This window comes from Arthrobacter sp. 08Y14, assembly GCF_002929455.1.
In the GTDB taxonomy this organism is placed as follows: Bacteria; Actinomycetota; Actinomycetes; order Actinomycetales; family Micrococcaceae; genus Arthrobacter_B; species Arthrobacter_B sunyaminii.
In genome coordinates this window covers 174,959-198,441 of the sequence record NZ_PJIX01000003.1, presented here as the reverse complement: position 1 = coordinate 198,441, position 23,483 = coordinate 174,959, and the positions used below count along the sequence as shown (strand labels likewise).

25 protein-coding genes are annotated in these 23,483 nt (G+C 65.7%); 8 read left to right on the top strand and 17 right to left on the bottom strand.

From position 1 onward, the window contains the following. Positions 1 to 52: 52 nt before the first annotated feature. Genes CXR03_RS13335 through CXR03_RS13325 form a run of 3 tightly spaced genes read right to left on the bottom strand, consistent with a single transcriptional unit; the run spans position 53 to position 3,365 of the window. The gene (locus tag CXR03_RS13335; protein ID WP_104104270.1) at positions 53 to 1,450 is read right to left on the bottom strand and encodes an ABC transporter substrate-binding protein; all 1,398 of its coding nucleotides are present in this window, start codon (positions 1,448 to 1,450) and stop codon (positions 53 to 55) included. Between the two features lie 44 nt (positions 1,451 to 1,494). Then, a complete protein-coding gene (locus CXR03_RS13330; protein ID WP_258073644.1) occupies positions 1,495 to 2,418 on the bottom strand; it encodes a carbohydrate ABC transporter permease in 924 nt (307 codons plus the stop codon). Then, positions 2,415 to 3,365, bottom strand: a complete 951-nt coding sequence (locus tag CXR03_RS13325) for a carbohydrate ABC transporter permease (RefSeq protein WP_258073643.1) — start codon at positions 3,363 to 3,365, stop codon at positions 2,415 to 2,417. Before CXR03_RS13325 ends, CXR03_RS13330 begins: the two co-directional genes overlap by 4 nt. Before the next feature lie 360 nt (positions 3,366 to 3,725). Between CXR03_RS13325 and CXR03_RS18665 the strand changes: the two genes are divergently transcribed. Both CXR03_RS18665 and CXR03_RS18660 read left to right on the top strand, forming a co-directional pair. Next, positions 3,726 to 3,929, top strand: a complete 204-nt coding sequence (locus tag CXR03_RS18665; protein WP_258073692.1) for an FCD domain-containing protein — start codon at positions 3,726 to 3,728, stop codon at positions 3,927 to 3,929. After that, positions 3,886 to 4,092 (top strand): FCD domain-containing protein, encoded by a 207-nt coding sequence (locus CXR03_RS18660; protein ID WP_258073711.1) that lies wholly within the window; start codon positions 3,886 to 3,888, stop codon positions 4,090 to 4,092. The genes CXR03_RS18665 and CXR03_RS18660 overlap by 44 nt, the downstream gene beginning before the upstream one ends. Here the strand turns inward: CXR03_RS18660 and CXR03_RS13315 are convergent. Then, positions 4,089 to 5,024 carry a DUF5996 family protein gene (locus tag CXR03_RS13315; RefSeq protein ID WP_104104659.1) on the bottom strand — a complete coding sequence of 312 codons (936 nt, stop codon included), beginning with the start codon at positions 5,022 to 5,024 and terminating at the stop codon, positions 4,089 to 4,091. The genes CXR03_RS18660 and CXR03_RS13315 overlap by 4 nt on opposite strands. Before the next feature lie 142 nt (positions 5,025 to 5,166). On the opposite strand from CXR03_RS13315, the gene CXR03_RS13310 reads away from it, so the two are divergent. From CXR03_RS13310 to CXR03_RS13295, 3 genes are all read left to right on the top strand, one after another. Next, the gene (locus CXR03_RS13310; protein ID WP_104104269.1) at positions 5,167 to 6,159 is read left to right on the top strand and encodes a nucleoside hydrolase; all 993 of its coding nucleotides are present in this window, start codon (positions 5,167 to 5,169) and stop codon (positions 6,157 to 6,159) included. A gap of 193 nt (positions 6,160 to 6,352) precedes the next feature. After that, on the top strand, positions 6,353 to 7,678 hold the full coding sequence (locus CXR03_RS13305; RefSeq protein ID WP_308470582.1) for a multidrug effflux MFS transporter: 1,326 nt from the start codon (positions 6,353 to 6,355) through the stop codon (positions 7,676 to 7,678). A 297-nt stretch (positions 7,679 to 7,975) separates the two neighbouring features. Beyond that, positions 7,976 to 8,947 (top strand): acetylxylan esterase, encoded by a 972-nt coding sequence (locus CXR03_RS13295; protein WP_104104268.1) that lies wholly within the window; start codon positions 7,976 to 7,978, stop codon positions 8,945 to 8,947. A gap of 4 nt (positions 8,948 to 8,951) precedes the next feature. On the opposite strand, the gene CXR03_RS13290 is transcribed toward CXR03_RS13295, so the two are convergent. The 6 genes from CXR03_RS13290 to xylA all read right to left on the bottom strand — a co-directional run bounded on the left by CXR03_RS13290 (position 8,952) and on the right by xylA (position 14,286). Beyond that, positions 8,952 to 9,431 (bottom strand): hypothetical protein, encoded by a 480-nt coding sequence (locus CXR03_RS13290; RefSeq protein WP_104104267.1) that lies wholly within the window; start codon positions 9,429 to 9,431, stop codon positions 8,952 to 8,954. Continuing rightward, a complete protein-coding gene (locus CXR03_RS13285; protein WP_104104266.1) occupies positions 9,431 to 10,516 on the bottom strand; it encodes a serine hydrolase in 1,086 nt (361 codons plus the stop codon). The genes CXR03_RS13290 and CXR03_RS13285 overlap by 1 nt, the downstream gene beginning before the upstream one ends. A 1-nt stretch (position 10,517) precedes the next feature. Then, the gene (locus CXR03_RS13280; protein ID WP_104104265.1) at positions 10,518 to 11,051 is read right to left on the bottom strand and encodes a helix-turn-helix transcriptional regulator; all 534 of its coding nucleotides are present in this window, start codon (positions 11,049 to 11,051) and stop codon (positions 10,518 to 10,520) included. Positions 11,052 to 11,144: 93 nt separating this feature from the next. Next, the gene (locus CXR03_RS13275; RefSeq protein ID WP_104104264.1) at positions 11,145 to 11,549 is read right to left on the bottom strand and encodes a DUF3021 domain-containing protein; all 405 of its coding nucleotides are present in this window, start codon (positions 11,547 to 11,549) and stop codon (positions 11,145 to 11,147) included. Positions 11,550 to 11,597: 48 nt separating this feature from the next. After that, positions 11,598 to 13,004, bottom strand: a complete 1,407-nt coding sequence (locus CXR03_RS13270) for a xylulokinase (protein ID WP_104104263.1) — start codon at positions 13,002 to 13,004, stop codon at positions 11,598 to 11,600. Between the two features lie 94 nt (positions 13,005 to 13,098). After that, entirely contained in the window at positions 13,099 to 14,286 is a 1,188-nt protein-coding gene (gene xylA, locus CXR03_RS13265) for a xylose isomerase (RefSeq protein ID WP_104104262.1), read from the bottom strand. Between the two features lie 233 nt (positions 14,287 to 14,519). Here xylA and CXR03_RS13260 point away from each other — a divergent pair, with 233 nt between their 5' ends. Continuing rightward, positions 14,520 to 15,698, top strand: a complete 1,179-nt coding sequence (locus tag CXR03_RS13260; protein WP_104104261.1) for an ROK family transcriptional regulator — start codon at positions 14,520 to 14,522, stop codon at positions 15,696 to 15,698. A 43-nt stretch (positions 15,699 to 15,741) separates the two neighbouring features. On the opposite strand, the gene CXR03_RS13255 is transcribed toward CXR03_RS13260, so the two are convergent. Beyond that, positions 15,742 to 16,284 (bottom strand): maleylpyruvate isomerase family mycothiol-dependent enzyme, encoded by a 543-nt coding sequence (locus CXR03_RS13255; protein ID WP_146070516.1) that lies wholly within the window; start codon positions 16,282 to 16,284, stop codon positions 15,742 to 15,744. 99 nt (positions 16,285 to 16,383) lie between these two features. Here CXR03_RS13255 and CXR03_RS13250 point away from each other — a divergent pair, with 99 nt between their 5' ends. Continuing rightward, complete coding sequence (locus tag CXR03_RS13250) at positions 16,384 to 17,226, top strand: helix-turn-helix transcriptional regulator (RefSeq protein ID WP_104104259.1); 843 nt, start codon at positions 16,384 to 16,386, stop codon at positions 17,224 to 17,226. Positions 17,227 to 17,256: 30 nt separating this feature from the next. Here CXR03_RS13250 and CXR03_RS13245 read toward each other — a convergent pair whose 3' ends face one another. The 5 genes from CXR03_RS13245 to arsB form a co-directional block, all read right to left on the bottom strand. Next, positions 17,257 to 17,742, bottom strand: coding sequence for a hypothetical protein (locus tag CXR03_RS13245; protein ID WP_104104258.1), 486 nt, complete (start codon positions 17,740 to 17,742; stop codon positions 17,257 to 17,259). Positions 17,743 to 17,812: 70 nt separating this feature from the next. Continuing rightward, on the bottom strand, positions 17,813 to 18,928 hold the full coding sequence (locus tag CXR03_RS13240; RefSeq protein WP_104104257.1) for an ArsO family NAD(P)H-dependent flavin-containing monooxygenase: 1,116 nt from the start codon (positions 18,926 to 18,928) through the stop codon (positions 17,813 to 17,815). Then, on the bottom strand, positions 18,929 to 20,419 hold the full coding sequence (locus tag CXR03_RS13235; protein WP_104104256.1) for an FAD-dependent oxidoreductase: 1,491 nt from the start codon (positions 20,417 to 20,419) through the stop codon (positions 18,929 to 18,931). Between the two features lie 12 nt (positions 20,420 to 20,431). Beyond that, a complete protein-coding gene (locus tag CXR03_RS13230; RefSeq protein ID WP_104104255.1) occupies positions 20,432 to 20,857 on the bottom strand; it encodes an arsenate reductase ArsC in 426 nt (141 codons plus the stop codon). Next, positions 20,854 to 21,990 (bottom strand): ACR3 family arsenite efflux transporter, encoded by a 1,137-nt coding sequence (gene arsB / locus CXR03_RS13225; RefSeq protein WP_104104254.1) that lies wholly within the window; start codon positions 21,988 to 21,990, stop codon positions 20,854 to 20,856. The genes CXR03_RS13230 and arsB overlap by 4 nt, the downstream gene beginning before the upstream one ends. 78 nt (positions 21,991 to 22,068) lie before the next feature. Here arsB and CXR03_RS13220 point away from each other — a divergent pair, with 78 nt between their 5' ends. Further along, on the top strand, positions 22,069 to 22,419 hold the full coding sequence (locus tag CXR03_RS13220; RefSeq protein ID WP_104104253.1) for a helix-turn-helix transcriptional regulator: 351 nt from the start codon (positions 22,069 to 22,071) through the stop codon (positions 22,417 to 22,419). On the opposite strand, the gene CXR03_RS13215 is transcribed toward CXR03_RS13220, so the two are convergent. After that, positions 22,406 to 23,317, bottom strand: coding sequence for a lantibiotic dehydratase C-terminal domain-containing protein (locus tag CXR03_RS13215; RefSeq protein ID WP_181034600.1), 912 nt, complete (start codon positions 23,315 to 23,317; stop codon positions 22,406 to 22,408). The genes CXR03_RS13220 and CXR03_RS13215 overlap by 14 nt on opposite strands. Between the last annotated feature and the right edge of the window lie 166 nt (positions 23,318 to 23,483).

Genomic DNA, 23,483 nt, shown 5'->3' with positions numbered 1-23,483 from the left:
CGGGGGCCGGTTTCCCATCTCAAGAAACCGGCCCTCTCCTCCCCCGCGGCTGCTACTGCACGGAATTGTTGTAGTTCTCGACTTCCCGCTGCAGCTCGGTGACCGCATCGGTCAGCTCGGTCTTGCTGTCTCCGCCCAGCAGCGCGCCTTCGAGCGCATCTTCTGCGGCTTTGCGGGCCTGCGGCATGGATCCGGCCGAGCAGCCCTGCGTTGCCGAAGTCAGCTGTGTGGCTTCCAGCTGCTGCACAGCAACATCGAACTGCGGGTACTGCTTGCGCCATTCAACATCCTTGGGCTCGTCCAGGGCAGCCTTTGAGATCGGGAAGTACCCGGTGCCGGTGTGCCAGGTTGCTTGGGTTGCCGGCTCGGCCAGGTACTGCATGAACTGCCAGGAGGCCTCCTTCTCGGCGTCGGAATGCCCCTCTCCGGAAACCCAGAGCGAAGCTCCGCCAATGATCGGACCGGAATCGTTCTCCTCGATCTTGGGATAGAACCCCACACCCAGTTCAAAGCCCTGTTCCTCGGCTGCCTTCTGCATTCCGCGCAGGGCGCCCGTCGACTCCAGCGTCATTCCGATGGTTCCGCTCTTGAAGGCATTCTGGGCATCAGCAGTCACCCGGCCCGTGTTGCCCGCGACGCCGGTGGCCACCAAATCCTTCCACCAGTCGACAAACTCCACCGCGGAATCATTGTTGAGCGTGTACTCCGTCGCCCGCTCTCCGGAACGGCCGTTGTCCGGGCTGCAGTAGAGCTCTCCGCTGGCAGCAATTTCCTGCTCCAGGAGCCATCCGTAAATGGCTGCGTTGAAGCCGAATTCGGCCGGGCCGCCGTTCACCTTGGACAACTGGTCCGCCGCGGCACCCACCTCGTCCAGGGTCTCCGGAGCTGTTTCCGGGTCCAGCCCGGCTGCCTCAAACAGGGTTTTGTTGTAGTAGAGCACCGGCATGGAGGTGTTGAACGGCATGGACCAGAGCTCGTCGTTGATCGAGTAGTAGCCGGCGATGTTGGGCTGCAGATCGGATACGTCGTATTCGTCCCGGTCGATGAAGGCCTGCGTGGGCAGCACCGCCCCGGAATCGATCATGAACTGGGTACCGATGTCATAGATCTGCACCATGGTGGGCGTGCTGTTGGACTGCACTGCCGCCTTGTACTTGGTGATCGTGGTGTCGTAATCGCCCTGGTAAACGCCCTTGACTTCAATCTTGCCCTGATTGGCAGCGTTGAAGTCAGTAATCAGCGCGTCCAGCGTCTCGCCATTGGTACCGTCCATGGAGTGCCAGAAATTGACCTCGGTCACGCCGTCGGCCTGTTCCAGGACATCGGCAGCCGGTGCCCCGCTGTCATCGGCCGCTTCGCCGCCTCCTGAGCCGCAGGCGGACAGGGTCAGGGCCAGGGCGGCGGTTCCTGCCGCCAATGGCAGGAATCGACGTCGTCGTATGGTGCGCATGTGGTTCCCTTCATCGGTTGTCGCAGTCGAACATGATCGGGCCGTCATTTGAGCGAACCGGCGGTGAGGCCGCGGACAATGAAGCGCTGGCCGAAAATCACCAGCAGCAGGGTGGGAATGATGGCCAGCACGGTTCCGGCAAGAACCAGCCCGGCATTGAAGTTGTCTGCTGAACGCAGCTGCGTGATGCCGATCTGGATGGTCTGCATCTCGGGCGTTTGGGTCACCAGCAGGGGCCAGAAGTACATATTCCAGGCAGACAGGAAGGACCAGATGCCCAGGGCGGCCAGCGTCGGCTTGGACAGCGGCACCAGCACGGAGACCAGGAACCGGAAGTGCCCGGCACCGTCAATCCGCGATGCCTCCCACAGTTCCACGGGGAAGGACAGGAACGCCTGGCGGAGCAGGAAGATGCCAAACCCGTGGGCCAGGAACGGCAGCACGAGCGCGGGTGTGGTGTTGATCAGTCCCAGCGAGCTCATCGTCAGGTAGTTCGGGATGATGATGGCCTCAGACGGCACCATCATGCTGCACAGGAACAGAGCGAACCAGAAGGAGCGCCAGCGGACCTTGAGGAACACCAGCGCATAGGCGGCCAGCAGGGAGGTAACCAGCTGGCCCAGCGTGATGAGGCCGGCCATGACCACCGAGTTCACGTACTGACGCCCCAGCGGAATACTGCTTAGGGCTCCGGTGAAGTTTTCAACCCGGAAGCCGTCAAACGGCCACAGCGAAGCAGGGTAGGAATTGATGTCCCCGGGTCCCATGAAGGATCCGACAAAACCAAAATAGACCGGGAAGAGCACGACGACGGCGCCGGCTGAGAGCGCCAGATACGTCAGGACACGGCCCAGGGTGAGGGGACGGCGGCCGCGCCGCGGTGTGCCTGCGTTTCCCGGCGGGGTGAGGTTTCCGGCACCGCTGCGGGTGGCCGATCCGGCTGCGGAGGGGGTTGCTGTGCGGCTCACCGGTAAAACACCTTCCGCTCCAGGATGCCGAATTGAATCACGGACACCACCACCACGATGATGAGCAGCACCACGGCCTGCGCGGAGGCGTAGCCAAAGTTGGAGTTGTTGTTCGCAAAGGCCTGCTCGTAGATGGAGTACACCAGCGTGGTGGTGCTGTCCTGCGGGCCGCCCCTGGTGAGGATGTGGATCTGGCCAAAGCTCTGCAGTGCGTGGATGGTTCCGGTCACCAGCAGGAAGAACAGCTGCGGGGTCAGCAGCGGCATGATGATGGAGCGCTGCATCCGCCATCCGTGGGCGCCGTCGAGCCGGGCAGCCTCAACAATGTCTTCAGACACGGCGCCGAGCCCGGCGGAGAGGACCAGCAGGTTGTAGCCAAGCTGCATCCATACGGTGGCCAGCGACACTGACAGCAAAGCCCATGCCGGATCGGTCAGCCAGCCCACCCGTTCCACACCGAAGAACGCCAACATGCCGTTAAGCACCCCGGTGGCCTGATTAAACATGACGCCGAAGATCACGGAGGCAGTGGCCACTGAATAGGCGAACGGAAGGGCGAAGGCGGTGCGGAAAAAGCGCACCGCCTTTATTTTCTGGTGCAGCAGCAATGCAAGGACAAGGGCCAGCACAATGGACGGGACCACCGTGAGGACAGTGAAACCCAGGGTCACCAGCATGACGGTCCGAAATCCGCCGTCCGTAAACAACCTTAGGTACTGGTCCAGGCCAACAAATCCCGAGGGCCGCCCAAAAAGATCACTCCCTTGAAAAGAAAGGAACACCGAGCGTCCCAGCGGATAAAACAGGAATGCGGCGAAGACCAGCAGCGCGGGCAGCAGGTACCACCAGGCTTTGATGCTGCCCCGGTCAGTGGTGCGGGCCGCCTGCGGATGTGTCCGCTTCCGCCTGGTGCGGAGTTCCGTTGGCACAACTCCAGGAACGCTCACCTATCCACCCTGCCGAAATCCCTCATTCGTTCATTCCCATCCGGAGGGCAACGTTGCTCCGTCGGCGTGCTGTGATGGCGCCACAGTACCTACGGGGATTAAACGAAAGCAAGGAAACCGGAGATGAACTTTTGGATTTCGCTTTTACCGCAACGCGCCCGGGGATGTGAGGACGCATGGCAAGCGAAGAAGGGACCGGCGATTGCCGGTCCCTTCTTTTGTTAGCCGTTCAATGCACGATGTCCGGTCACACAGATTCCTCGGCCAGTTCGTCTTCCTTCATTTGGCCATCCTGGCGCCGATGGCGCGGAGGAGGAGGCCGCTGAGCAGGCGGCCCGGTCACGGCAGTTCACCGACTTGATGCGGCTGGAGGCTCTGCTGGAACGGGACCGCAAACTCTCGAGTCCGGATGACCACACCCGGATCACCACCAACCTGGAGTTCCATGCCGCCGTCTGGGAGTGCGCGCATAACCCGGTTCTGACCGATCTATTGGAACGTCTCTCCACCCATCTGATTCATGCCCCCCCGCCCCACGCTCTCCGTAGACCAGCGGTGGGATGACGCTTTGGACGAACATGAGGCACTCATCGCTGCCATCGACCGGCAAGATGTTGAGGCCGCCCGCGAACTGGCCCGGGCACACATGGAAACTGCCCGGCGGATCCGGCTCAAGCTGCTGCGCGAGGGTGCTCTGGAACAGCCGCTGCGTCCCTATGTCCGCTAGCTTCCGCCGCCGGACCGCGGGGGCTGCTTCCCGTAGGTCAACGGTTCCGTGATCCAGTCCAAATCCTTCCAGCGGTCCACCCGCTGCAGGATTCCGAAGCTGGAGCGGAAGAAGTCCTCCACCGCCTTTTGCGGGTCAGGCGAGGCAAAAGCATCCTCCAGCCGCAGCACAAACTCGCTCTCCTCAGGTAAAAACTGGGCCATAGACGGTTCCAGCAGGGATCCGTAGGTGCCGATGTCCGCCAGGAACGGATAGGGCAATGCGTAGAACGACGGCGCATTGTTCTTGGTGTCGCCGGGCCAGAATCCCACTTCGAAGAACTTCTCGTCGAAACCGTTCCTTCCAATCACATCCGTACCCGAATACGGTGCCGGCTGCCCGCTGAAGACGTTGCCGGAGAGGTCCATGGTGCCGAACCAGTACGCCGGCATGTCCACCTTCCCGCGCATCGGGGCGAGGAAGCCGGCCAGGCACCGGTAGGCGAACTGCAGGTTCGCCAGAAAAAGTTCCACAGCTTCCCGGTCATAGGAATGATGCTTGGCGTCCTGGTCAAAAGGAACGGGATCGTGGAACTCCTGCGGAGCCGTGTTGATCGGCGTGGGAGTCCCTGCGACCTCCAGCGCCTCCATGAGCTGCCCGTAAAAATCCGCGACGCTGAGTCCGTCCACCAGCGGTATTCGTACCCGCGCGCCCAGGCTGTTCTGCACGTCCACGTGATGCTGCGCAAGGTTGAAGTAAATCTCAAAGTTGCAGGCATCCGCCGGAATGATGCCGGTGCCGATGCCCTGAATGGTGCAGTCCATCCGGACGTGCGCCCACTCCGGCCGTTTGTAGCTGCGCCCCAGCTTCACCTTTCCGGCCATCTGCAGGAACAGATGCAGGGTGTCGGCGGTGTCCTGCCAGTCGGTGTAATTTCGAAATCTCTGATCCATGGGAGGGGCCTTCTCACGGTTGCGGAGCCAGCGGCCGGACCTGCCGCGCCGGGTTCCTCCCAGTGTGAAACGTGCCTGTTTCACGGTCAATGACCAGCGGGACGCTGGCTAGACTGAAAATCCCAAACCCGACGGAGCACTGATGAATCCCGCCCCCGAAAACGCTGCCGTTCCCGCAGCCGTAATCGCCGACGTCGACACCGGAATGGACGATGCCCTGGCACTGGTGTTCCTGGCCCGCGACCCGCGGATCGACCTGCTGGCCGTGACCTGCGTGGCCGGCAACACCGATGTGGACCAGGTGGTTCGGAACACCTTGGACGTGCTGCATGCCGCCGGAGCCGGCAGCGTTCCCGTGGCCCGGGGTGCGGAGCGGCCGCTGCTCAACGAGCCCCGGAACGCCCACGCCTTCCACGGCGCCAACGGATTGGGCGGACTCGAGCTTCCGCGCAGCCCGCACTCCCCCGCAGCCATGGCCGCCGTCGAACTGCTGCACCGCACCGTTGAGGACTCTCCGGTTCCCGTAACACTGCTGGCACTCGGGCCGTTAACCAACGTGGCGCTGTTCCTGCGGGCCTACCCCGCCACGGCCCGCAAACTGGACCGCATCGTGTTCATGGGCGGCTCGGCCGGCATCGGCAACGCAACCTCACATGCCGAGTTCAACGCCTGGCATGACCCCGAAGCCCTGGCCATGGTGATCCACAGCGGCATTCCCACCGTCATGTACGGCTTGGACGTGTTTGTCCAGGCGACGCTGGAACCCGCACAGTACCTTCCGCTCGCCCGGTCCAACGACGACGGCGTCCGTCTGGTCGGAGATATCCTCACCGTGGGCGGGCTCCGCGGCGGCGGAACCGATCCGAAGCCGGTAACCATCGGCGACGCCGGAGCTGCCTGCCTCGTTGCCGTTCCGCAGACGGTGGAGCTGCTGCGGTACCCGGTACGGGTGGAACTCTCCGGGCACAGCCGCGGCCAGACACTGGTGGACCGGCGGCTGCAGCCGGGAGAAAGTGAGCACCACGGCGACGCCGGACCCGTACCGGTCATCGAGGTGGCGCTCGGCCTGGATCATCCGCTCATGGTGCAAGCCTTTCTGGACACCGTGCAGCTGCGGGCCGAACGGCAGCCCTAACTCCTGCCGGGTGCGGCTAAACCTTGGCCGCTCAGAAGCACAGGATTCCGGCCGTCAGTGGTGCACGCCACTGCCCGGCACCCTTGTTCCGCTGCACCCTAGGCGCCTAGGCTGGACGGGGAGTTTGTTGCCTGCGCGCACATTTTTCCGCCACTCTCCACACCCTCTCCCCCACACACTTCGAAGGAACCCGTTGAGCACTTCCCCCAGGACCCCGGGCGTCCGCCCCAGCTACCGTCCAGGGATCAAGTACATCCTGATGCTTGGTGCCCTCGCGGCGCTTCCGGCGGTCACCACGGACATGTACCTGCCATCGCTGCCAACCGTTGCCTCGGAGCTGAACACCAGCCAGGCCGCAGCCCAGTTCACCATGTCGGGCACCCTGATTGGCGCTGCCGTCGGACAGCTGGTGATCGGTCCCTTCTCGGACCGGTTCGGACGCCGCCTGCCGCTGCTGATCGGCATCAGCCTTCACGTCATTGTTTCGCTGCTGTGTGCCGTGGCGCCCGGAATCGGAACGCTGATCGGCTTGCGGGTGCTGCAGGGATTCTTCAATGCGGCGGCCGGCGTGGTGGCGATCGCCGTCATCCGGGACCGCTTTGTCGGTTCGGATGCCGCCCGGCTGCTGTCGCGGCTGATGCTGGTCATCGGGCTGGCACCGCTGCTGGCACCAACCATCGGCCAGGCGGTGGCCGGCATCTGGCAGTGGCGGGCGGTTTTTGTTGCCCTCGCCCTCATCGGGCTGGTGCTGGTCCTTATTGTCTGGCGGTTCATGCCCGAAACACTGCCTGCGGAGCGCCGGCGCACCCGTGGGGGTCCGAGCGTCTTCCGCGGCTACAAGGTGCTGCTGCGGGACCGGCATTTCCTGGCCCTGGCATTCATCCCCGGCCTGGGCATGGCCGTCATCATGAGCTATGTGGTGGGTTCGCCGTTCGTGTTCCAGGATGAATACGGCCTGACGCCGGGCCAGTATGCCCTGGTGTTCGCCATCAACGGCGCCGGCATGGTCATCTCCGCCCAGGTCAACGCCGCCCTGGTCCACCGCTCCTCGCCCACCCGCATCCTCCGGGTGACCGTGCCGGTAATTCTGGGGCTGTCCCTGCTGCTGCCTGTCGTGGTCATCACCGGGATCGGCGGAGTCTTTGGGCTGGCCGCCGGACTCTGGCTGGTGCTGGGCATGCACGGGCTGATCGCGGCCAACGCCACCGTCATCGCGCTGGGCAACTACGGCCACATGGCCGGTTCGGCCGCAGCCATGATCGGTGCGCTGCAGGTGGGCGTGGCCGGCGTCGTCAGCCCCCTCGTGGGCGTGTTCGGCGGCGGGGCGCTTGCCATGTCCGGCGTGATCATTGCCTGCTGCGCCGTCATGTTCCTGGTTCTTGCGATCGCCACGCCGGCCTACCGGCGGGGCGGCCCGGCGACATTGGAAGGCGCAGCCGCTTCACCGGAGCCGGACACTGCAGACCAGCCCGATGCCGCAGCCCGCACCGCTACCGAGGCCGAACTGCCGGAGCGCTAACGTCCTTCAGCCCGCTCCCCGGGTGGGGGTTTCCAGCGAGGGCGGCGAAGTGGCCCCGCACCAGCACGACATGACCCCGGCACCGGATCTGGTCGAAATCCTGCCGCACGGTCTGGGCCAGCTGACCCGGCCCTTCGGCACCAAACCCGTGGATGCCGCCGTCGGCGCCCTGTCCCTGATGCGCACACAGCCGCGCATCGTTGCTGCCAACCCGGTTCGGCATCCCGGCCATGGCGGCCGGTGGACCACACCCGGCGGCTGCACTGTGATGTCCGGGTCACCCGCTAGGCTTACCGCATGTATTCCGACCTGCCCGCTGACCAGCTCGCGGCCTACACGTCCACCCAGACCCGTCCCGAGGACTTCACCGATTTCTGGTCCGAAACCCTGGCACAGGCACGCTCGCACCCTCTGGACCTTCAGGTCGCTGCGGAGCCCACGGTGCTGGAAGCGATCGACGTGTACGACGTGCAGTTCGCCGGCTGGAATGGTGAACCGGTGCGGGCCTGGCTGCGGGTGCCGCACGGGGCCGCCGGGCCGCTGCCCTGCGTGGTGGAGTATGTCGGTTACGGCGGCGGGCGCGGCGAAGCGCACGAGAACCTCTTGTGGGCTGGCGCCGGATTTGCCCACCTGCACATGGACACGCGCGGCCAGGGTGCTTCCTGGAGCAAGGGGGCGACGCCGGACGGTGCCGGCAGCGGCGGACCGCAGGTTCCCGGCGTGATGACCCGCGGCATCCTGGATCCGCAGACCTACTATTACCGCCGGTTGTTTACCGATGCCGTCCGGGCTGTTCAGGCCGCCCGCGAACTGACCGTGGTGGACCCGGACCGGGTGGCGGTGACCGGGATCAGCCAGGGCGGCGGCGTCGCCCTGGCTGTTGCCGGACTTTGCCCGGACCTGCGGGGCGCCGTGGTGCGGGTGCCGTTCCTGTCTGATTTTCCGCGCGCCCTGCAGATCACCGATGCGTACCCCTACCGCGAAGTGTGTGATTTCCTCGCCGTCCACCGTACCGAGGCCGGGCGGGCGCAGAATACGCTGCGCTATTTCGACGGCGTGAACTTCGCCGCCCAGGCTACGGTTCCGGCTCTGTTCAGTGCCGGCCTCATGGATACCACCACTCCCCCGTCCACCGTGTATGCCGCGTACAACGCCTATGCCGGGCCCAAGCAGATCACGGCGTGGCCGTTCAACGGGCACGAGGGCGGCGGTGCCGAGGACGACCTCGCTGCCGTACACTTCCTGCGCGAGATGACTGCCGCCGGCTAACTGCCTACCCCACGGCAAAGGAGAGAACGACGACGGCGGCCAGCACGCCCGCGCGCACTGCCACTGCCGTCCGTCCGGGTTCCTTCTTCTTGGACTTCTTCTTCACCTTTCGCGACGGCTTGGTCCGGAGCGTGACTCCGCTGCCGGGCTCGGGGCTGTCGGATTCCGTGGTGCCGGGTTCGGATTCCTCGAAGTCCAGCAGCCCGGCATGCGACGGCAGCTCCGGCCAGCGGATGACCGCTCCGGCGACGGCCACTGCCAGAGCAACCATGGCCACCACCCACAGCAGTATTGTGCCAGGACTCCACGGCACCACCAGCCGGAAGAATGCCGCGGTTGCTACTGTCTCCAGAAGGCTGGACAGCAGCGCCATCCGGCTGATGCCGGGACCCCGTCCGCCAAAGTTCCACGCGGACCGGGCCACGGACAGGCAGGTCACGGCCAGAACTCCGGCCAGCAGCCAAGAGAGGAGGGAGAAGGCCATCAGATGCCCTCCTTCAGCAGGGTCAGGGCGGCTTCTTCCTGGCCTGTTGCCACATTGGAGAAGATGAGCACCGCCCGTCCGGCGTCGCGCTCCAGTGCCGCCATGGCAGCGAACCCGCCGGTCATACCGTTGTGCCACGTCACAGCTCGGTCGGGTGCTTCGGATGAGACCTGGGTGAACCAGGCCAGTCCCACCTGTTCGCCGTCGCCGGCATCCCACTGCGGATCGAGAGCCTTTGAACCCGGTGCGGTGCCCGCCAGCATCGCCTGGGTGTACCGCGCCATGTCGGCAGCGGTTGAGCGGATTCCGCCGGCCGGAGCCGTGCCGTTGCCTGTCCAGGCTCCCTGGCCCAGCCCGCCGGCGCTTCGGCCGGTCGGGGCATCTGGCCGCAGGTTGTCCGCTGTCACCGGCGCATACGTGTCCTTCATATCCAGGGGATCCAGGATGCGCTGCTGGAGCAGATCGGCGTAACTCATGCCGGCTGCTTTGGCGAGGAGTTGGCCCAGGAAGGCGTAGCCGAGGTTGGAGTAGCTCACGCTGCCCCGCCCGCCCACCGGGGCCGACTGGGCGTGCTCCAGAATTGCGGCCGGTGAGGCCGGATACGGATCGCGGTGCAAAGCCACCCCCAGAAAAGCGAAGACCAGAGACCCCGGATCGGTAGCCAGGCGGGGAAGCCCGGAGCGGTGGCTCGCCAGCTCCGCCAGGGTGACTGTGCCGATTTCGGCGTCAGAGTCGGCCAGATCAGGCCCCAGGATGTCCGCGACGGTCGTCTCCAGGGTCAACTCACCGCGCTCGACGGCGTCGGCCAGCAGCGCTGCCGTGAAGGTCTTGGATATCGAGCCAATTTCGAATTCGGTGTGTTCGTCGGCTCCGAATCCGGCGAACTTGGCAGTGCCGTCCTCAAGATAGACCACGCTGACCTGGTGGGCAGGTTTCTGCAGAAGGGGCCGGACGGCTTCGGCCAAGGCTCTGTCCCCGGAGATATCGGAAGACAACCGAGGCGTCCAGGGTGCGGCCAGGAGCCCGCAGGCCAGGACCGCGGCCGCGGTCAGGATCCCCAGGATCTTTCGTCGTTGATTTCCCATTTCAGTTACCTCCGGAGGCAGCGGTCAGAATGGCCAGCAGCGGAATGACCCGTGCCGGGGGAATCGCATAGCGGGACCGGGCGTGCGGCGTCAGCCAGCCGGCGGCCGTCAGTTGGTGGATGTGGTGGTACATCTGGCCTGAGGTTCCCAGCCCCAGATCGTCCACCAGGCCGGCCACGGTTTCTGTTCCGCCGAGGACCGCCCGCAGGACAGCCAGCCGGACAGGATGTCCCAGCGAGGCCAGCGAGTCGGCGAATTGGGTCCAGTCGACGTCGAGCAGATGCCCGGTTTCCAGTCCGTATTGATACTCATAGCGCGCACCGCCCGCAGTGCTGGCGGTGCCGGCGAAAAGAACGGCACCGGGATCGGGGTAGCGGTCCCGCAGTCCGTTGAGTGCCCAGAAGACGTCCGTTGGGTCTGCGTCCGGCGATTGCTGCCGCGACTCAACCTGCTGCTCGAGAGCGCCAAGCCTCGTCTCCAGTGCTTCCAGCCGGGCCTCGAGGGCTTCCCGTCCGGCATCTTGTTCTCTGGCCATGCCCAATATTTACGTAAATCCAGATCAATTACAAGGATTCCAGAATTGTTTACGAAATTTCAGAAAGTCGGCCTAATTCGGCCTAACAGGGGCTTAGTGAGGCACCCGATCACGCATGGACCGCGCCTGGAACCGGGGAACCAGCACGCCAAACACGACAAATGCGGCAGTCCAGAGCACGAGCCCCACCAGCAGGAACATCCCCACAATGGCGAAATAGTCCGCGGCCGTCCGGGTGGGGTACCAGCCGCTGAGAAAGAGCAGCGGCAGGACGGTTCCGATCATCACGGCAAAGTGAACCACCGTTTGCCGGCCGAGCGTCCACCTCTCGACGTCGTAAATAACGGATGCTGCCGCTACGACGCCGAAAACGAGCGCGGCGAACAGCGTGCCGCGCCCATCGTCCGCTTCTCCCTGTGCGTAAAGCGCGACGGAGATTCCCGACATGATGATGAGCGGAACTCCACCCCTTAGTACTGCCTGCCCCCAAAGTTTCATGCGCCCAAACCTACCGGACGCACCGCACGCAGGGCGCAGGGGCCGATGTCACCCTGTCTTGGCCGCGGCCTGCCGGTATCGTGCCAGAACCTGCGGCGCGGCGTCTGCGTTCACCACGGATTCGCTCGCGGCCGTCCACTCCGGCCAAGCACCGGTGAGCACGGCGGCCGCCTGCCGCGCGGCCCCGTCTGCCACATACTCCCCTGGGGAGGGCACGGTAACGGGCAGGCCGAACACTGCAGAAACGGCGTGCTGGAGCGCTTCGGAGCGGGCCCCTCCGCCCACCAGGATGACCCGGCGGGCTTCAATGCCCAGGTTTCGCAGCGCCTGCAAGCCGTCTGCCAGGGAACAGGCGATGCCTTCGACGGCGGCGCGCGCCAGATTCTCCCGCGTGAAGTTGGCCAGGGTCATTCCGTCCAGCGATCCCGTGGCGTCGGGAAGGTTCGGGGTCCGTTCCCCTTCAAAGTACGGCACCAGGCTCAGCCCGCCGGCGCCGTCCGGGGCCGTCAATGCGAGCCGGGTCAGTTCCGGAAGGTCCACTGACAGCAGCGCCGCGGTGGCATCCAGGACCCGTGAGGCATTAAGCGTGGCGGTTAGCGGCAGGAAATGGCCGGTGGCATCGGCAAATCCGGCCACCAGACCGGTGGCGTCGGCGGAAGGATCGTCGGTCACCGCAAACACGGTGCCGGAAGTACCTACGGACACGACGACGTCGCCTACCCCGGCTCCCACGCCCAGGGCGGCACCGGCGTTGTCCCCGCTGCCCGGTGCAATGAGAGCGCCCGACGGCGTCCGCTGGTCCGCTTCCAGCGGCCCAAGCACCCGAGGCAGCAGCGGTACGTGCCCCAGAGTCTGTTCCAGCACGGCGGGAAGGTATTCGCCGGTGGCCGGTGACCAGTAGCCGGTTCCTGACGCGTCCGAGCGGTCGGTGCGCAGTGCCTCGAGCCCGGCGCGGCCGCTGCCGGGTCCGTAGCCGGCCAGCCGCCAGCTCAGCCAGTCGTGCGGCAGGCAGACCGCGGCCGTGCGGGCAGCATTTGCCGGTTCATTCTCCGCCAGCCAGCGCAGCTTGGCCGCAGTAATCGAGGCCACCGGCACGGTGCCGGTCTCTTCCGCCCAGTAGGCCGCGCCGTCGGGTCCGGCCTCGGAGACCATCTTGTCTGCCGCCGCCGCGGAACGCACGTCGTTCCACAGCAAGGCCGGGCGGACCACCGCGCCGTCCTCGTCGAGGCACACCATGCCGTGCTGCTGGCCGGAGACCGCCACGGCCTCGACGTCGTCGAGCCCGCCCGCAGCCTGGATCGCTTCCTGCAGGGCCCGCCACCAGATTTCGGGATCGATTTCGGTGCCCTCGGCATGCCGTGCGGTTCCGGAGCGGATCAGGGCGCCGGTGGCGGAATCCCGAATGACCACTTTGCAGGACTGAGTGGAGCTGTCCACTCCGGCGACCAGTGCCATGGCGGTACCTTTCATAGTTTGGGTGCAACTCTTTTTCGACACTGCACCGCCGGGCCCGTGGCAACGGACCCGGTGGCAGCAGCACGGCGGCTCTTTAGCGGGCGCCCATGAGGTGTTCCAGCGCGAGCTGGTTCAACCGGACAAATCCGAAGGAGCGTTCGGCCGCCTTGTCTGCGTCGAAGTCTTCGAAGGACGAAGTGTCGGCCAGGAGGTCCGCGGTGCTTTCCCCGGCATCGAGCGTGGACTGGCCCAGCTCGAATACACCGGAGGTCGTCAGCGCTTCCTGGACCTCGGGGTCTTCGCGGAAGGAGAGGGCACGCTCCTTGAGCAGTAGGTACATGGACATGTTGGCCTTCGCGGATTCCCACACACCGTCATAGCCTTCGGTGCGGGAAGGCTTGTAGTCGAAGTGGCGGGGACCTTCGTAGTGCGGGCCGCCGTTGGGGAAACCGTTTTCGAGCAGGTCCACCGTGAAGAAGGCGCTGGTCAGGTCGCCGTGGCCAAACACCAGATCCTGGTCGAACTTGATGGACTTCTGCCCGTTGAGGTCAATGTGGAAGAGCTTGCCGGCCCACAGTGCCTGGGCGATGCCGTGGTTGAAGTTCAGCCCGGCCATCTGCTCATGGCCGGTTTCCGGGTTCAGGCCCACAATGTCGCCGTGCTCCAGCTCGTTGATGAAGGCCAGCGCGTGGCCGACGGTGGGCAGGAAGATGTCGCCGCGGGGTTCGTTGGGCTTGGGCTCCAGCGCCAGGCGCAGGTTGTAGCCCTTCTCCTTGACGTAGCCGGCGACGATGTCGACGCCTTCCTTCATCCGGTCGTAGGCGGCGGCAAAATCCTTGGAGCCGTCATACTCGGACCCCTCACGTCCGCCCCACATGACGAAGGTTTCAGCACCCATTTCCGCGGCCAGGTCCATGTTGGCCATGACCTTGCGCAGCGCGAAACGGCGGATGGAGCGGTCATTGGAGGTGAAACCGCCGTCCTTGAACACCGGATGGCTGAAGAGGTTGGTGGTGACCATGGGAACCTTGAGGCCGGTTTCGGCCAAGGCTGCCCGGAAGTTCTTGAGGATCTGCTCGCTTTCGGAGGCCGTGGCGTTGAACGGAATCAGGTCATTGTCGTGGAACGTGATGCCGTACGCGCCCAGATCGGCGAGCCGGTGGACGGCCTCCACCGGATCCAGCTCCGCACGGGTGGGAACACCGAACGGGTCATTGCCGGTCCAGCCCACTGTCCAGAGGCCAAAGGTAAAGCGGTCGGAAGGTGAGGGCGTCGTTGTCACAGTTCACTCCAAAAGCCGATATTAGTTGGGAACAACAACTTATGGCTCCCAGGCTCAGCTGTCAATGCCTTCTGCTTCCTTAAACGCGGACTCTCAACCCTCCTTGGACCATATTTCTGTCGCCGCACAACAAAACCGGACATCCGCGTCCACATGGGGTTACGCTGAGAAACGGTCCGGTTTGCGGTCCGGAACAACGCAGACAAACAACTTCCCGGCAGAAACGGCAGAGCATGCACAACGGCACCCCCTCCGGCACGGAGAGTATCCGCGCGCAGAACCTCTCCCGTGTCCTGACCCTCCTGCACCGCCGCGGACCGCTCTCCCGTGCCGATCTGACCCGCCTGTGCGGTTTCAACCGTTCCACCGTGGGCGCGCTCGTGGCCGAACTCAGCGAACTGGGACTCGCGTATGAGACGGAGCCGCCGGCCCTCAAACGGGTGGGCCGGCCCAGTCCGCTGGTTCACGCGAACGATCGCATTGCGGCCATTTCCGTGCATCCCGACGTCGATGCGGTCACGGTGGGCGTGGTGGGGCTGGGCGGCAAGGTCCACCGCAGGGTCCGGTACGACGCCGGGTCCCTGCCTTCGGTGACGGAGACCGTCAACATTTCCAAGGCAGTGGTCGAAGGCATGCAGACCGAGCTGGCGGGCATGACCCGGGTAATCGGAGTGGGTGCAGCCGTGCCGGGACTGGTCAACAGCACCGACGGTTCCGTCCTGCTCGCCCCGCACCTGCAGTGGTCCAACGAGCCCCTCGCGGCAGCCCTGAGCACCGGCCTGGGATTACCGGCTCGCGCCGCAAATGATGCCAATCTCGGCTCCCTGGCCGAAAGCCTGTTCGGCGCAGCGGTGGGAGCGTCCGACGTCGTGTATCTCAACGGCAGCGCCAGCGGCATCGGCGGCGGCGCAATGGTGGGCGGCGTTCCGCTCCGCGGGGCGGCGGGCTTCGCCGGGGAACTCGGCCACACCGTGGTGACCCCCGGAGGCACACCCTGCCATTGCGGGCGCCGCGGCTGTCTGGAAACGGAGGTCAGCCTGGGCAGGCTGCTGGCGCTTTTGGGGCTGAACCATGCTGATCAGGACCAGCTCGAAGACGCCATGACGCAGAACAGCTCCCCCGCGCTGATCGCCGAAGCCAACCGGCAGCTGGACCTGCTCGCGGAGGCCTTGACCAACTTCGTGAACATCTTCAACCCGGGCACCATCGTGCTCGGCGGCTTCCTGGGCGTGCTGCACTCTTTCGTCCCCGGCCGTCTGGAGTCCGGGGTGTCGGCCGGTGCCATCGGCGGATTGGGCAGCAAAGTGTCCATCCGCCGCGCCGCCCTGGGCACGGATCTCCTGCTCGTGGGTGCTGCCGAGCTCGTGTTCTCCGGGCTGCTGGCCGATCCGGCGTCGGTGGGTTCGCTTTAGGGGGCCGAACCAGAGGAGACAGCACAAAGCCCCTGGTCCGGGCCTAATAAGCCCGCCGCCCGGTCCGGGCGAGGACCAGACTGCAGCGGTCGACGACGCCGTCCGGAACCAAAACCGGCGGGCCGAAGAGCCCGGGCGCATAGGCCTGCCGGCCAAACACATCCATCGCAGCGTCCACGGCCTCCAGATCCGAGCCGGCAAGCTCGGCGTCCAGCCCTTGGGACACCGCTAGATCCCAACGGTGCACAATAAGGTCGACGCCGTAAAACCCGGCGAGTGTCCCGCCAACGGTATCGGGCCCAAAATAACCGTCAAATACCCGCCCGGCGATGGCAGGATCGGCCAGCAGCCCGGACACGAGGCGTTCATGGCTGCGCCAGATCTCCCCCGGATCACCGCCGTCGGGCATTCGGCCGGCGAGTCCGTGCTCGTCCAGGAATTCCCGCTGGGTAGACACCACGTGGTCCACGATGTCTCGGGCAGTCCATTCCGCGCACGGTGTAGCCGCGTTCCAATCACTGGTCCGGGCGGCCACCGAGCTGAACAAATCCGCGCGGCTGCGCCACACCTGCAAAGCTGTTTCCATGATTCCCTCCACGTGTCGTCCTGGGCTAGGTTTTCCTCAACCTACTCGGCGCCCTGCAGGGTGTCTTGAACAAATCCGACAGCGACCGGGGCGTGAAACATGTTCGACGACGGCGGCGGAAGCGAAATCAGCAGAGGCCACCTGCGTGACGCGAACGACCGGTCATTCACCATCTACCGCTACGAGCCGGACCCGGCGGTGCGGCAGTGGCTGCGCGTCTTCTGGATTCCGGTGTGGGAGGTGCCCGAAGGAGAGTCCCGTGAACAGCGGATCCTTACCTATCCCCTGTGCCTGCTGAGCATCTCCGCAGAATATGCGCGGCTGATCGGACCCCGGACGACGGCGGCCCGGGTGACGCTGTCGGGCAGCGGATGGACCTTCGGAGCGATGGTCCGGCCCGGCGCTGGCAGGACTCTGCTCGGCCGGGATGTTTCCACGCTGGCAAACCGCCACCTGGATCTGGCGGACGTCCCCCTCCTGGCTGATCTGGTGCCCGGCGTGCGTGAGCTGATGCGGGAGCATCCCGCCGTTCCCGAAGTGCATGTTGCGGTGCAGCAGCTGGTTCAGGAACGGTTCACGCTGCTTGGCCCGGACACCCGTGAGGCCGCCCTGGCCAACCGCGTGGCGGCCCGGGTGGAAGAAGACCCGGGCATTGTCAGTGTTGCCTCCCTCGCTGACGCCGTCGGTTTGAACGAGCGGACCCTGCAACGGCTGTGCGGCCGTTTTTTGGGTGTCACTCCTCAGTGGCTGATCCGCCAGCGGCGGCTGCAGGACGCCGGACAGGAGCTGAGGTCAGGCTATGGTTCACTCAGCGGAATTGCAGCAGACCTGGGCTATTCGGACCAGGCCCACTTCTCCCGCGACTTCCGCCGTGCCACCGGATGGACTCCCGGTGAGTTCGCGGCTCTGGCTGACCCGCTGAGGAACGCCAGGCGCCCATAGGCCGGTTAGTGCTGCGAGTGAGTTCTGGACTTAGTGCGCCCGCGGGGTCCGGTGGAACATTGTCGCCTGCACGGCCAGCAGGATGACGGCTCCCAGCACTCCAGCAGCGGTCATGGAAGGCCCCAGCGTATACAGGTTCAGCCGCAGCTCCTGGGATTGCGTCTCGGGCAGTCCGGAACTCTGGGCCTGGTAATCGTCCCACGGGGAAGCGACGAACCCGAAGAGCCACCCCATCCCCAGGACCAGCATCAGTGTCACCAGGGCCCAGGCTGCCCAAAGGCTCCAATTGCGGCGCTGCTGCGGCGAAGGATCCGCAGACGCCGAAGCGGTGACGTTCGCCATGCCGGTGGAGTCCGGATTCTCGACGGCCCCGTACGGCGGACCCGCGGTGTGGTCGGCTTCGATCTGCCGTCCGCCGCCGTCGTCGATCACTTCCACCCAGTCTCCGGCGCGTCCGGGCTCAGGCCGGGCGTAGCGTCGGTATTCCTCTTCCGGTGTGCGCTGTTGGTTTCCCATGCGGGGAGCCTAGCCCAAAGCACTCCGGGGCCAGCTCCAACACGCGAGCATTCTGGAGGGACGGTATCCCTTACCGAACCGGCAAACCTGCGGCCGCGGCCACGGCGTCACGGGCTGTTGCTCCCACACCGATCAGCGTGGCCGATGCCGGTCCGCACCAGTCTCCGTAGCCAAGGAAGAACAACCCGGGGCTGTCGACGGATTGGGCGGGCAGCTGGGCATCAGTCGCCGGAACCCCGTTCCGCAGGGTCAGGCCCAAAGGCTGCAAATGCTGCAGGTCCGGCCGGAAGCCGGTGCACCAGATGATGACGTCAGCATCCAGCTTGCCTCCGTCCTCCTCCTGCACTCCCCCGGGAAGAAGGCGGGCAAACATCGGCCGGGCGTCCAACAGCCCGGCGTCACGGGCCTTTCGCACCGCCGGAACGGCAACAATGTCTCCCAAGGAAGCGACCCCGCCTGTTCCGGGTTCCCCGGCAGCGAGAGCCTTTACCCGGCGGGTGGCGATGTCAAACAATGCCCGGCCGTCGACGTCGTCGGGCAGGTACCGCGGCGGCGTCCGGGTCACCCAAGTGACATGGGCGGTCGGGACAAGGTCCGCGGCGATCTGAGCCCCGGAATTGCCGCCGCCCACCACCACAACGTTTCGTCCCGCGTAAGACTCCGGACCCCGGTAGCCGGTGGTGTGCAGCTGCTGTCCGGTGAACCCGTCGCTGCCGGGCAACCGCGGAATGTCCGGGGTGTTCCAGCTTCCGGTGGCGTTGATGACCACCCGGCTGGTCCACCGCCCGTGGTCGGTATCAACGACGTATCCGCCGCCCTCACCCATGCGAACAGCTTCCACCCGGACCGGGCGGTGCACCGGCAGGTCATAGCGCGATTCATAGGTGCGAAGATAGTTCGCGACGTGGTCGGCGGAGGGGTTGCCTTCGCCCTGCCAGGCAGGCATCTGGTAGCCGGGCAGGGAGCTGTAGGCGGCCGGGGAGAACAGTTCCAGACTGTTCCAGTAATACTGCCAGGCGCCTCCGGGCTCCGCGTTGGCGTCCAGGATGGCAAAGGTTGGAGCCGGACCGGAGCGGCCCGAGGCCTCGTCCCGCCGCAGCCGGTTCAGGTAGAACCCGGCGGCGAGACCGGCCTGGCCGCCCCCGATCACCAGGACATCGACATCCCGCCCCGAGGTGACGGGCAATCAGCTCTCCCGTGCCGCGGAGCGGCCGTGTTCCAGGCCGGTGGGAATACCTAGGAACTGCGGTTCGGGTGCGCTGCAGCAGGACGACGCCGCCGGGGCAGGTTCCGGTGCCGCTTCGGGAGCACCGCAGCACGACGACGACGCTTCCGGTTCCGCTTCGGGTACACCGCAGCAGGAGGCTGCTTCCGCTGCCCCGTCAGCAGGCGCATCGCAGCTGCCGCCGAGGTCCGTGGAGCAGACGCCGGTTTCGGGCAGGACCAGCTGAACGTCGTCGGCGGCCTGCTGGTCTCCGGCCAGGGCGGCGGCGATGGAGCGGACCTGCTCGTAGCCGGTGGCCATCAGGAACGTGGGGGCACGTCCGTAGGACTTCATGCCGACAATGTAGAAGTCCTTTTCCGGGTGGGAGAGCATCTTGGCGCCGTGCGGTGCCACGGTTCCGCAGCTGTGGAACTCGGGGTCGATCAGGGGACCGAGTTCCCTGGGTGCCTCGACGGCGGGGTCAAGGTCCAGCCGGATTTCGCGCAGCAGGTCCAGGTCCGGACGGAAACCGGTGGCGGGCACCAGCAGGTCCACGTCCAGCTGCTTCTCGCCGGCCGGCGTATTGCCGATCACGGCGAGGGTATCGGAGGTTTTGAAGCCGGTGATGGTGAAGGAGGTGTGGAGCTCGATCCGGCCGTCCGCCACCAGGGTGCGCAGCCGGCTTCCCAGCGCGCCGCGGGCGGGCAGGCCGTCCAGGTCGCCGCCGCCGTAAACCCCGTTGGCGGAGGCGCTGTGGATGGCCCAGCTGATCCGGGTGCCGGGTTCCTGCTCCGCCAGTTCGCCCAGCGCCAGCAGGGTGTTCGCCGCCGAGTGCCCGGCGCCGACCACCAGGACGTGTTTGCCGGCAAACCGGGCGCGGTCGCGGCCAACGACGTCGGGCAGCGGGCCGGTGATCAGCCCTGCCTCACACGCGTCGGTTTCCCCGACTGCCCGCAGCCCTGCCTGGCCCAGCGGGTTCGGAGTGTGCCAGGTGCCGGAGGCGTCGATGACGGCGCGTGCCCGGTAATCGGTGACCGCACCCTCTGTGTCTTCCACGCGGAGAAGGAACGGCGTGTTCTCCCGGCCGCCGGTGCGGGTCTTGTCCAGTCCCTCGCGGCTGACGGCGAGAACCCGGGTGGAGGTGTGCAGCGCGTCGGCGATCGCGGGGACGGCGGCCAGCGGTGACAGATACTGCTCATGGAGCTCGGCGCCGGTGGGAAGGGTTTCGGCGTCCGGTTCCTGCCACCCCGTGGGGACGAGCAGGCGGCGGGCGGCGGCGTCGACGTCGTACTGCCACGGCGAGAACAGGCGGATGTGGCCCCAGGATGCGACGGCGGAAGCGGGTGTGGCGCCGGCTTCGAAGATGATCGGGGTCAGGCCGCGTTCAAGCAGCTCTGCGGCGGCGGCCAGGCCCACGGGTCCGGCGCCGATCACGGCGACGGGAAGTTCGGAAATCTCGGTGTTCTCAGGCATGGGTGTTCTCCTTTATGCGTGCTGGGGCAGCAGGTCTGCAATCAGATCCTGAATCCGGGCCTTGATGTCGTCCCGGATGAGCCGGACCGCTTCCACGCCCTGTCCGGCAGGATCCTCGAGTTTCCAGTCCTCGTAGCGTTTGCCGGGGAAGATCGGGCAGGCATCGCCGCAGCCCATGGTGATCACGACGTCGGACTCCTGCACGGCCTCGGTGGTCAGGACCTTCGGCAGTTCCGCGGACATATCGATCCCGTCCTCTGCCATGGCCACCACGGCGGCGGGGTTAACGGAGTCTGCGGGTGCGGAGCCGGCGGAGCGGACCTCGATCCGCCCCCGGCCCAGGGTGCGCAGGTAGGCGGCGGCCATTTGCGACCGGCCGGCGTTGTGTACGCAAACGAAGAGGACGGAGGGCTTGGCTGTGGTTTCGGTGGTGCTCATCGGTTCGTCATTTCTGGAGAGGCGGGTGCGGCGGAGGGCCAGTACTTTTTCTGCGCCCACAGGGCAACGTAAACCAGGGCCACCAGCACCGGGACTTCGATCAGGGGCCCGACGACGCCGGCCAGGGCCTGCCCGGAGGTCACCCCGTAGGTGCCGATGGCCACGGCGATAGCCAGTTCAAAGTTGTTGCCGGCGGCGGTGAACGCCAGTGTAGTGGTGCGCGGGTAGCCCAGGTTCAGGATCTTGCCGAGCAGCATGCCGACGCTGAAGACAACCACGAAGTACACCAGCAGCGGCAGTGCGATCCGGGCGACATCGAGCGGGTTCGAGGTGATTTCGTCTCCCTGCAGGGCGAACAGCAGCACGATGGTAAACAGCAGACCGTAGAGAGCCCACGGGCCCAGCTTCGGCAGAAACGTACCCTCGTACCAGTCCCGGCCCTTCGCTTTTTCGCCGAAGGTGCGGGTCAGGAAGCCGGCGAGCAGCGGGATGCCCAGGAAGATCAGGACGCTGAGCGTGATGGCCCAGAAGGAGAACTCAACACTGGTGGTTTCCAGTCCCAGCCAGCCGGGCAGCACCTGCAGGTAGAACCAGCCCAGGGCGCCAAAGGCCAGGACCTGGAAGACGGAGTTGATGGCCACCAGCACGGCGGCGGCTTCGCGGTCCCCGCAGGCCAGGTCATTCCAGATCATCACCATGGCGATGCAGCGGGCCAGGCCCACAATGATCAGTCCGGTGCGGTACTCGGGCAGGTCCGGCAGGAAAATCCAGGCCAGAGCAAACATGAAGGCGGGAGCGGCCACCCAGTTCAGCACCAGCGAGGTGATCATCAGCTTCCGGTCCGCCACCACTTTGGAGGTTTCGTTGTAGCGGACCTTGGCCAGCACCGGATACATCATCACCAACAGGCCGACGGCGATGGGCAGGGACACGTTGGCGACCTTGACCGAGTCCAGGGCCGGGCCGATGCCGGGGACCAGCCGGCCCAGCAGCAGGCCGGTCACCATGGCGGTGAGGATCCACACGGGCAGGAAGCGGTCCAGGGTCGACAGCCGGGCAGTGACCTGACCGGTTTGGGGTGGTGTGGCGGGGATGCTCACGTAACTCCTTGAGGCAATTGAGACAGCAGGCATCGAGAAAGATCGATATCCTTCAATCCCGAGTATTCTCCCAGACATCGACGGATGTCAATCTAGGTGCATAATGGACGAGTGACCACCGTTTCTACAGCCACCGATCCCGTCGCCGAAGCCTGCTGCACGCCGGTAACGTCCGAAGCGCTCAGTGCCGAGGATGCCCAGCGTTTTGCCCAGCTGCTCAAAGCCGTGGCTGAACCGACGCGGCTGCGCCTGGTCTCGTTGATCGCCGCACAGGAGAACAAGGAAGCATGCGTCTGCGATCTCACCGAGCCGGTCGGCCTGGGCCAGCCCACCGTGTCGCATCACTTGAAGATCCTTGTGGACGCCGGCATCCTGCACCGCGAGAAGCGGGGAGTCTGGGCCTACTACTCCATCATCCCGGGGGCACTGGAACGGGTTGCCGCCGTCCTCAGCCCCCGCTGAGCGGAGGGTGAAGCGCGCCTCGGCAGACCAGCCCGTCCTCAAGGTCCTTGCTCCAGGCACGGGCGTACAAGCCGAGTGCGGCCTCATCACGCACGGAGATGCCCAGGCGGTTGAGCATATGCCTGCCCTGGGTCATGGTCATCTGCTGGGCACTGCGGCTGACCCGCGCCTTGTACGCGCCGTAGAGGTACTGGTCGATAGCACGCACCCAGCGCTTGCGCCAAACGTCAACGGAAGGCTCAGAGGCAAGGGCGGCCATAATCCGGTGGGCAGGAACAATCCGCGGAGCAAGCTGGTCCTTCAGCATCTGGCGCGCATGCTCCGAGCGGAGTCCGTAGGAAGCAGTGCAGCTGCGCAGGTGCGTGTCCCAGTAGTACGTCCAGCTCACTGTCCGGCGGTCAGCCCACACAGCCGACCGCGGCCCCCGCATCATGCTGTGGCACGTGTCGAAGAGCAGCAGAGCGGCCAGCGGCGAGCGCATGTTGCTGCCGGGGAAACGGCCGACCGCCCAAATAGCCAGGTCAGAGGAAAGCTCCGCAATCTCGCCCGCCAGCTCCATACCTTGGATGCCACCGTACTTTGCCACTAGTGGTTCCAGTTGCCGTGGCACCGGCCCCGCCCACGGCAGGGTGAATGCCTTGGTTTGGGTTTGAGCAAGCCTTACGGAGCCAAGCGTCGGGCCGGACCGGAGAGCCAGCGCGTTGGCAAAGTCCCACACACGGTCCACCACGTCGGCGGGGGCCACCACATTCATGTTTAGGGAGGGGCTGTTCTCATCTTCGCTGCGTGAGAAGCCCGCCCGGCCGGCACCCCAGTTCCGCGCCTGCGCGCTCAGCGGCGCAACAACATGCTTGACCCACCCGTCACACGACCCCTTCTCCTCCGGTTCAATAGTCATGGCCCACCAAAGGCTGGTCTTTCCGGCCCGCTGCCTGCCGGATCTGTCCGCTGACCCTTCAACTGTCCTCGGTATCGTGGTGTGACTCATTCCATCCTCCGGATTCGTGGCTGCTGAGGCGGGACTGCCTGGACTCGAAAGTGTGACACAGGAACCGCGTGAGCCA

Coding starts and splice junctions, on each gene's coding strand:
- CXR03_RS18660 (WP_258073711.1), top strand. CDS start 3,886: ATGCCCCCCCGCCCCACGCTCTCCGTAGACCAGCGGTGGGATGACGCT.
- arsB (WP_104104254.1), bottom strand. CDS start 21,990: ATGCCTGCTGTCTCAATTGCCTCAAGGAGTTACGTGAGCATCCCCGCC.
- CXR03_RS13250 (WP_104104259.1), top strand. CDS start 16,384: ATGTTCGACGACGGCGGCGGAAGCGAAATCAGCAGAGGCCACCTGCGT.
- CXR03_RS13315 (WP_104104659.1), bottom strand. CDS start 5,024: ATGGATCAGAGATTTCGAAATTACACCGACTGGCAGGACACCGCCGAC.
- CXR03_RS13230 (WP_104104255.1), bottom strand. CDS start 20,857: ATGAGCACCACCGAAACCACAGCCAAGCCCTCCGTCCTCTTCGTTTGC.
- CXR03_RS13335 (WP_104104270.1), bottom strand. CDS start 1,450: ATGCGCACCATACGACGACGTCGATTCCTGCCATTGGCGGCAGGAACC.
- CXR03_RS13290 (WP_104104267.1), bottom strand. CDS start 9,431: ATGGCCTTCTCCCTCCTCTCTTGGCTGCTGGCCGGAGTTCTGGCCGTG.
- CXR03_RS13235 (WP_104104256.1), bottom strand. CDS start 20,419: ATGCCTGAGAACACCGAGATTTCCGAACTTCCCGTCGCCGTGATCGGC.
- CXR03_RS13275 (WP_104104264.1), bottom strand. CDS start 11,549: ATGAAACTTTGGGGGCAGGCAGTACTAAGGGGTGGAGTTCCGCTCATC.
- CXR03_RS13260 (WP_104104261.1), top strand. CDS start 14,520: ATGCACAACGGCACCCCCTCCGGCACGGAGAGTATCCGCGCGCAGAAC.
- CXR03_RS18665 (WP_258073692.1), top strand. CDS start 3,726: ATGCGGCTGGAGGCTCTGCTGGAACGGGACCGCAAACTCTCGAGTCCG.
- CXR03_RS13245 (WP_104104258.1), bottom strand. CDS start 17,742: ATGGGAAACCAACAGCGCACACCGGAAGAGGAATACCGACGCTACGCC.
- CXR03_RS13280 (WP_104104265.1), bottom strand. CDS start 11,051: ATGGCCAGAGAACAAGATGCCGGACGGGAAGCCCTCGAGGCCCGGCTG.
- CXR03_RS13310 (WP_104104269.1), top strand. CDS start 5,167: ATGAATCCCGCCCCCGAAAACGCTGCCGTTCCCGCAGCCGTAATCGCC.
- CXR03_RS13215 (WP_181034600.1), bottom strand. CDS start 23,317: ATGACTATTGAACCGGAGGAGAAGGGGTCGTGTGACGGGTGGGTCAAG.
- CXR03_RS13295 (WP_104104268.1), top strand. CDS start 7,976: ATGTATTCCGACCTGCCCGCTGACCAGCTCGCGGCCTACACGTCCACC.
- CXR03_RS13270 (WP_104104263.1), bottom strand. CDS start 13,004: ATGGCACTGGTCGCCGGAGTGGACAGCTCCACTCAGTCCTGCAAAGTG.
- CXR03_RS13255 (WP_146070516.1), bottom strand. CDS start 16,284: ATGGAAACAGCTTTGCAGGTGTGGCGCAGCCGCGCGGATTTGTTCAGC.
- CXR03_RS13285 (WP_104104266.1), bottom strand. CDS start 10,516: ATGGGAAATCAACGACGAAAGATCCTGGGGATCCTGACCGCGGCCGCG.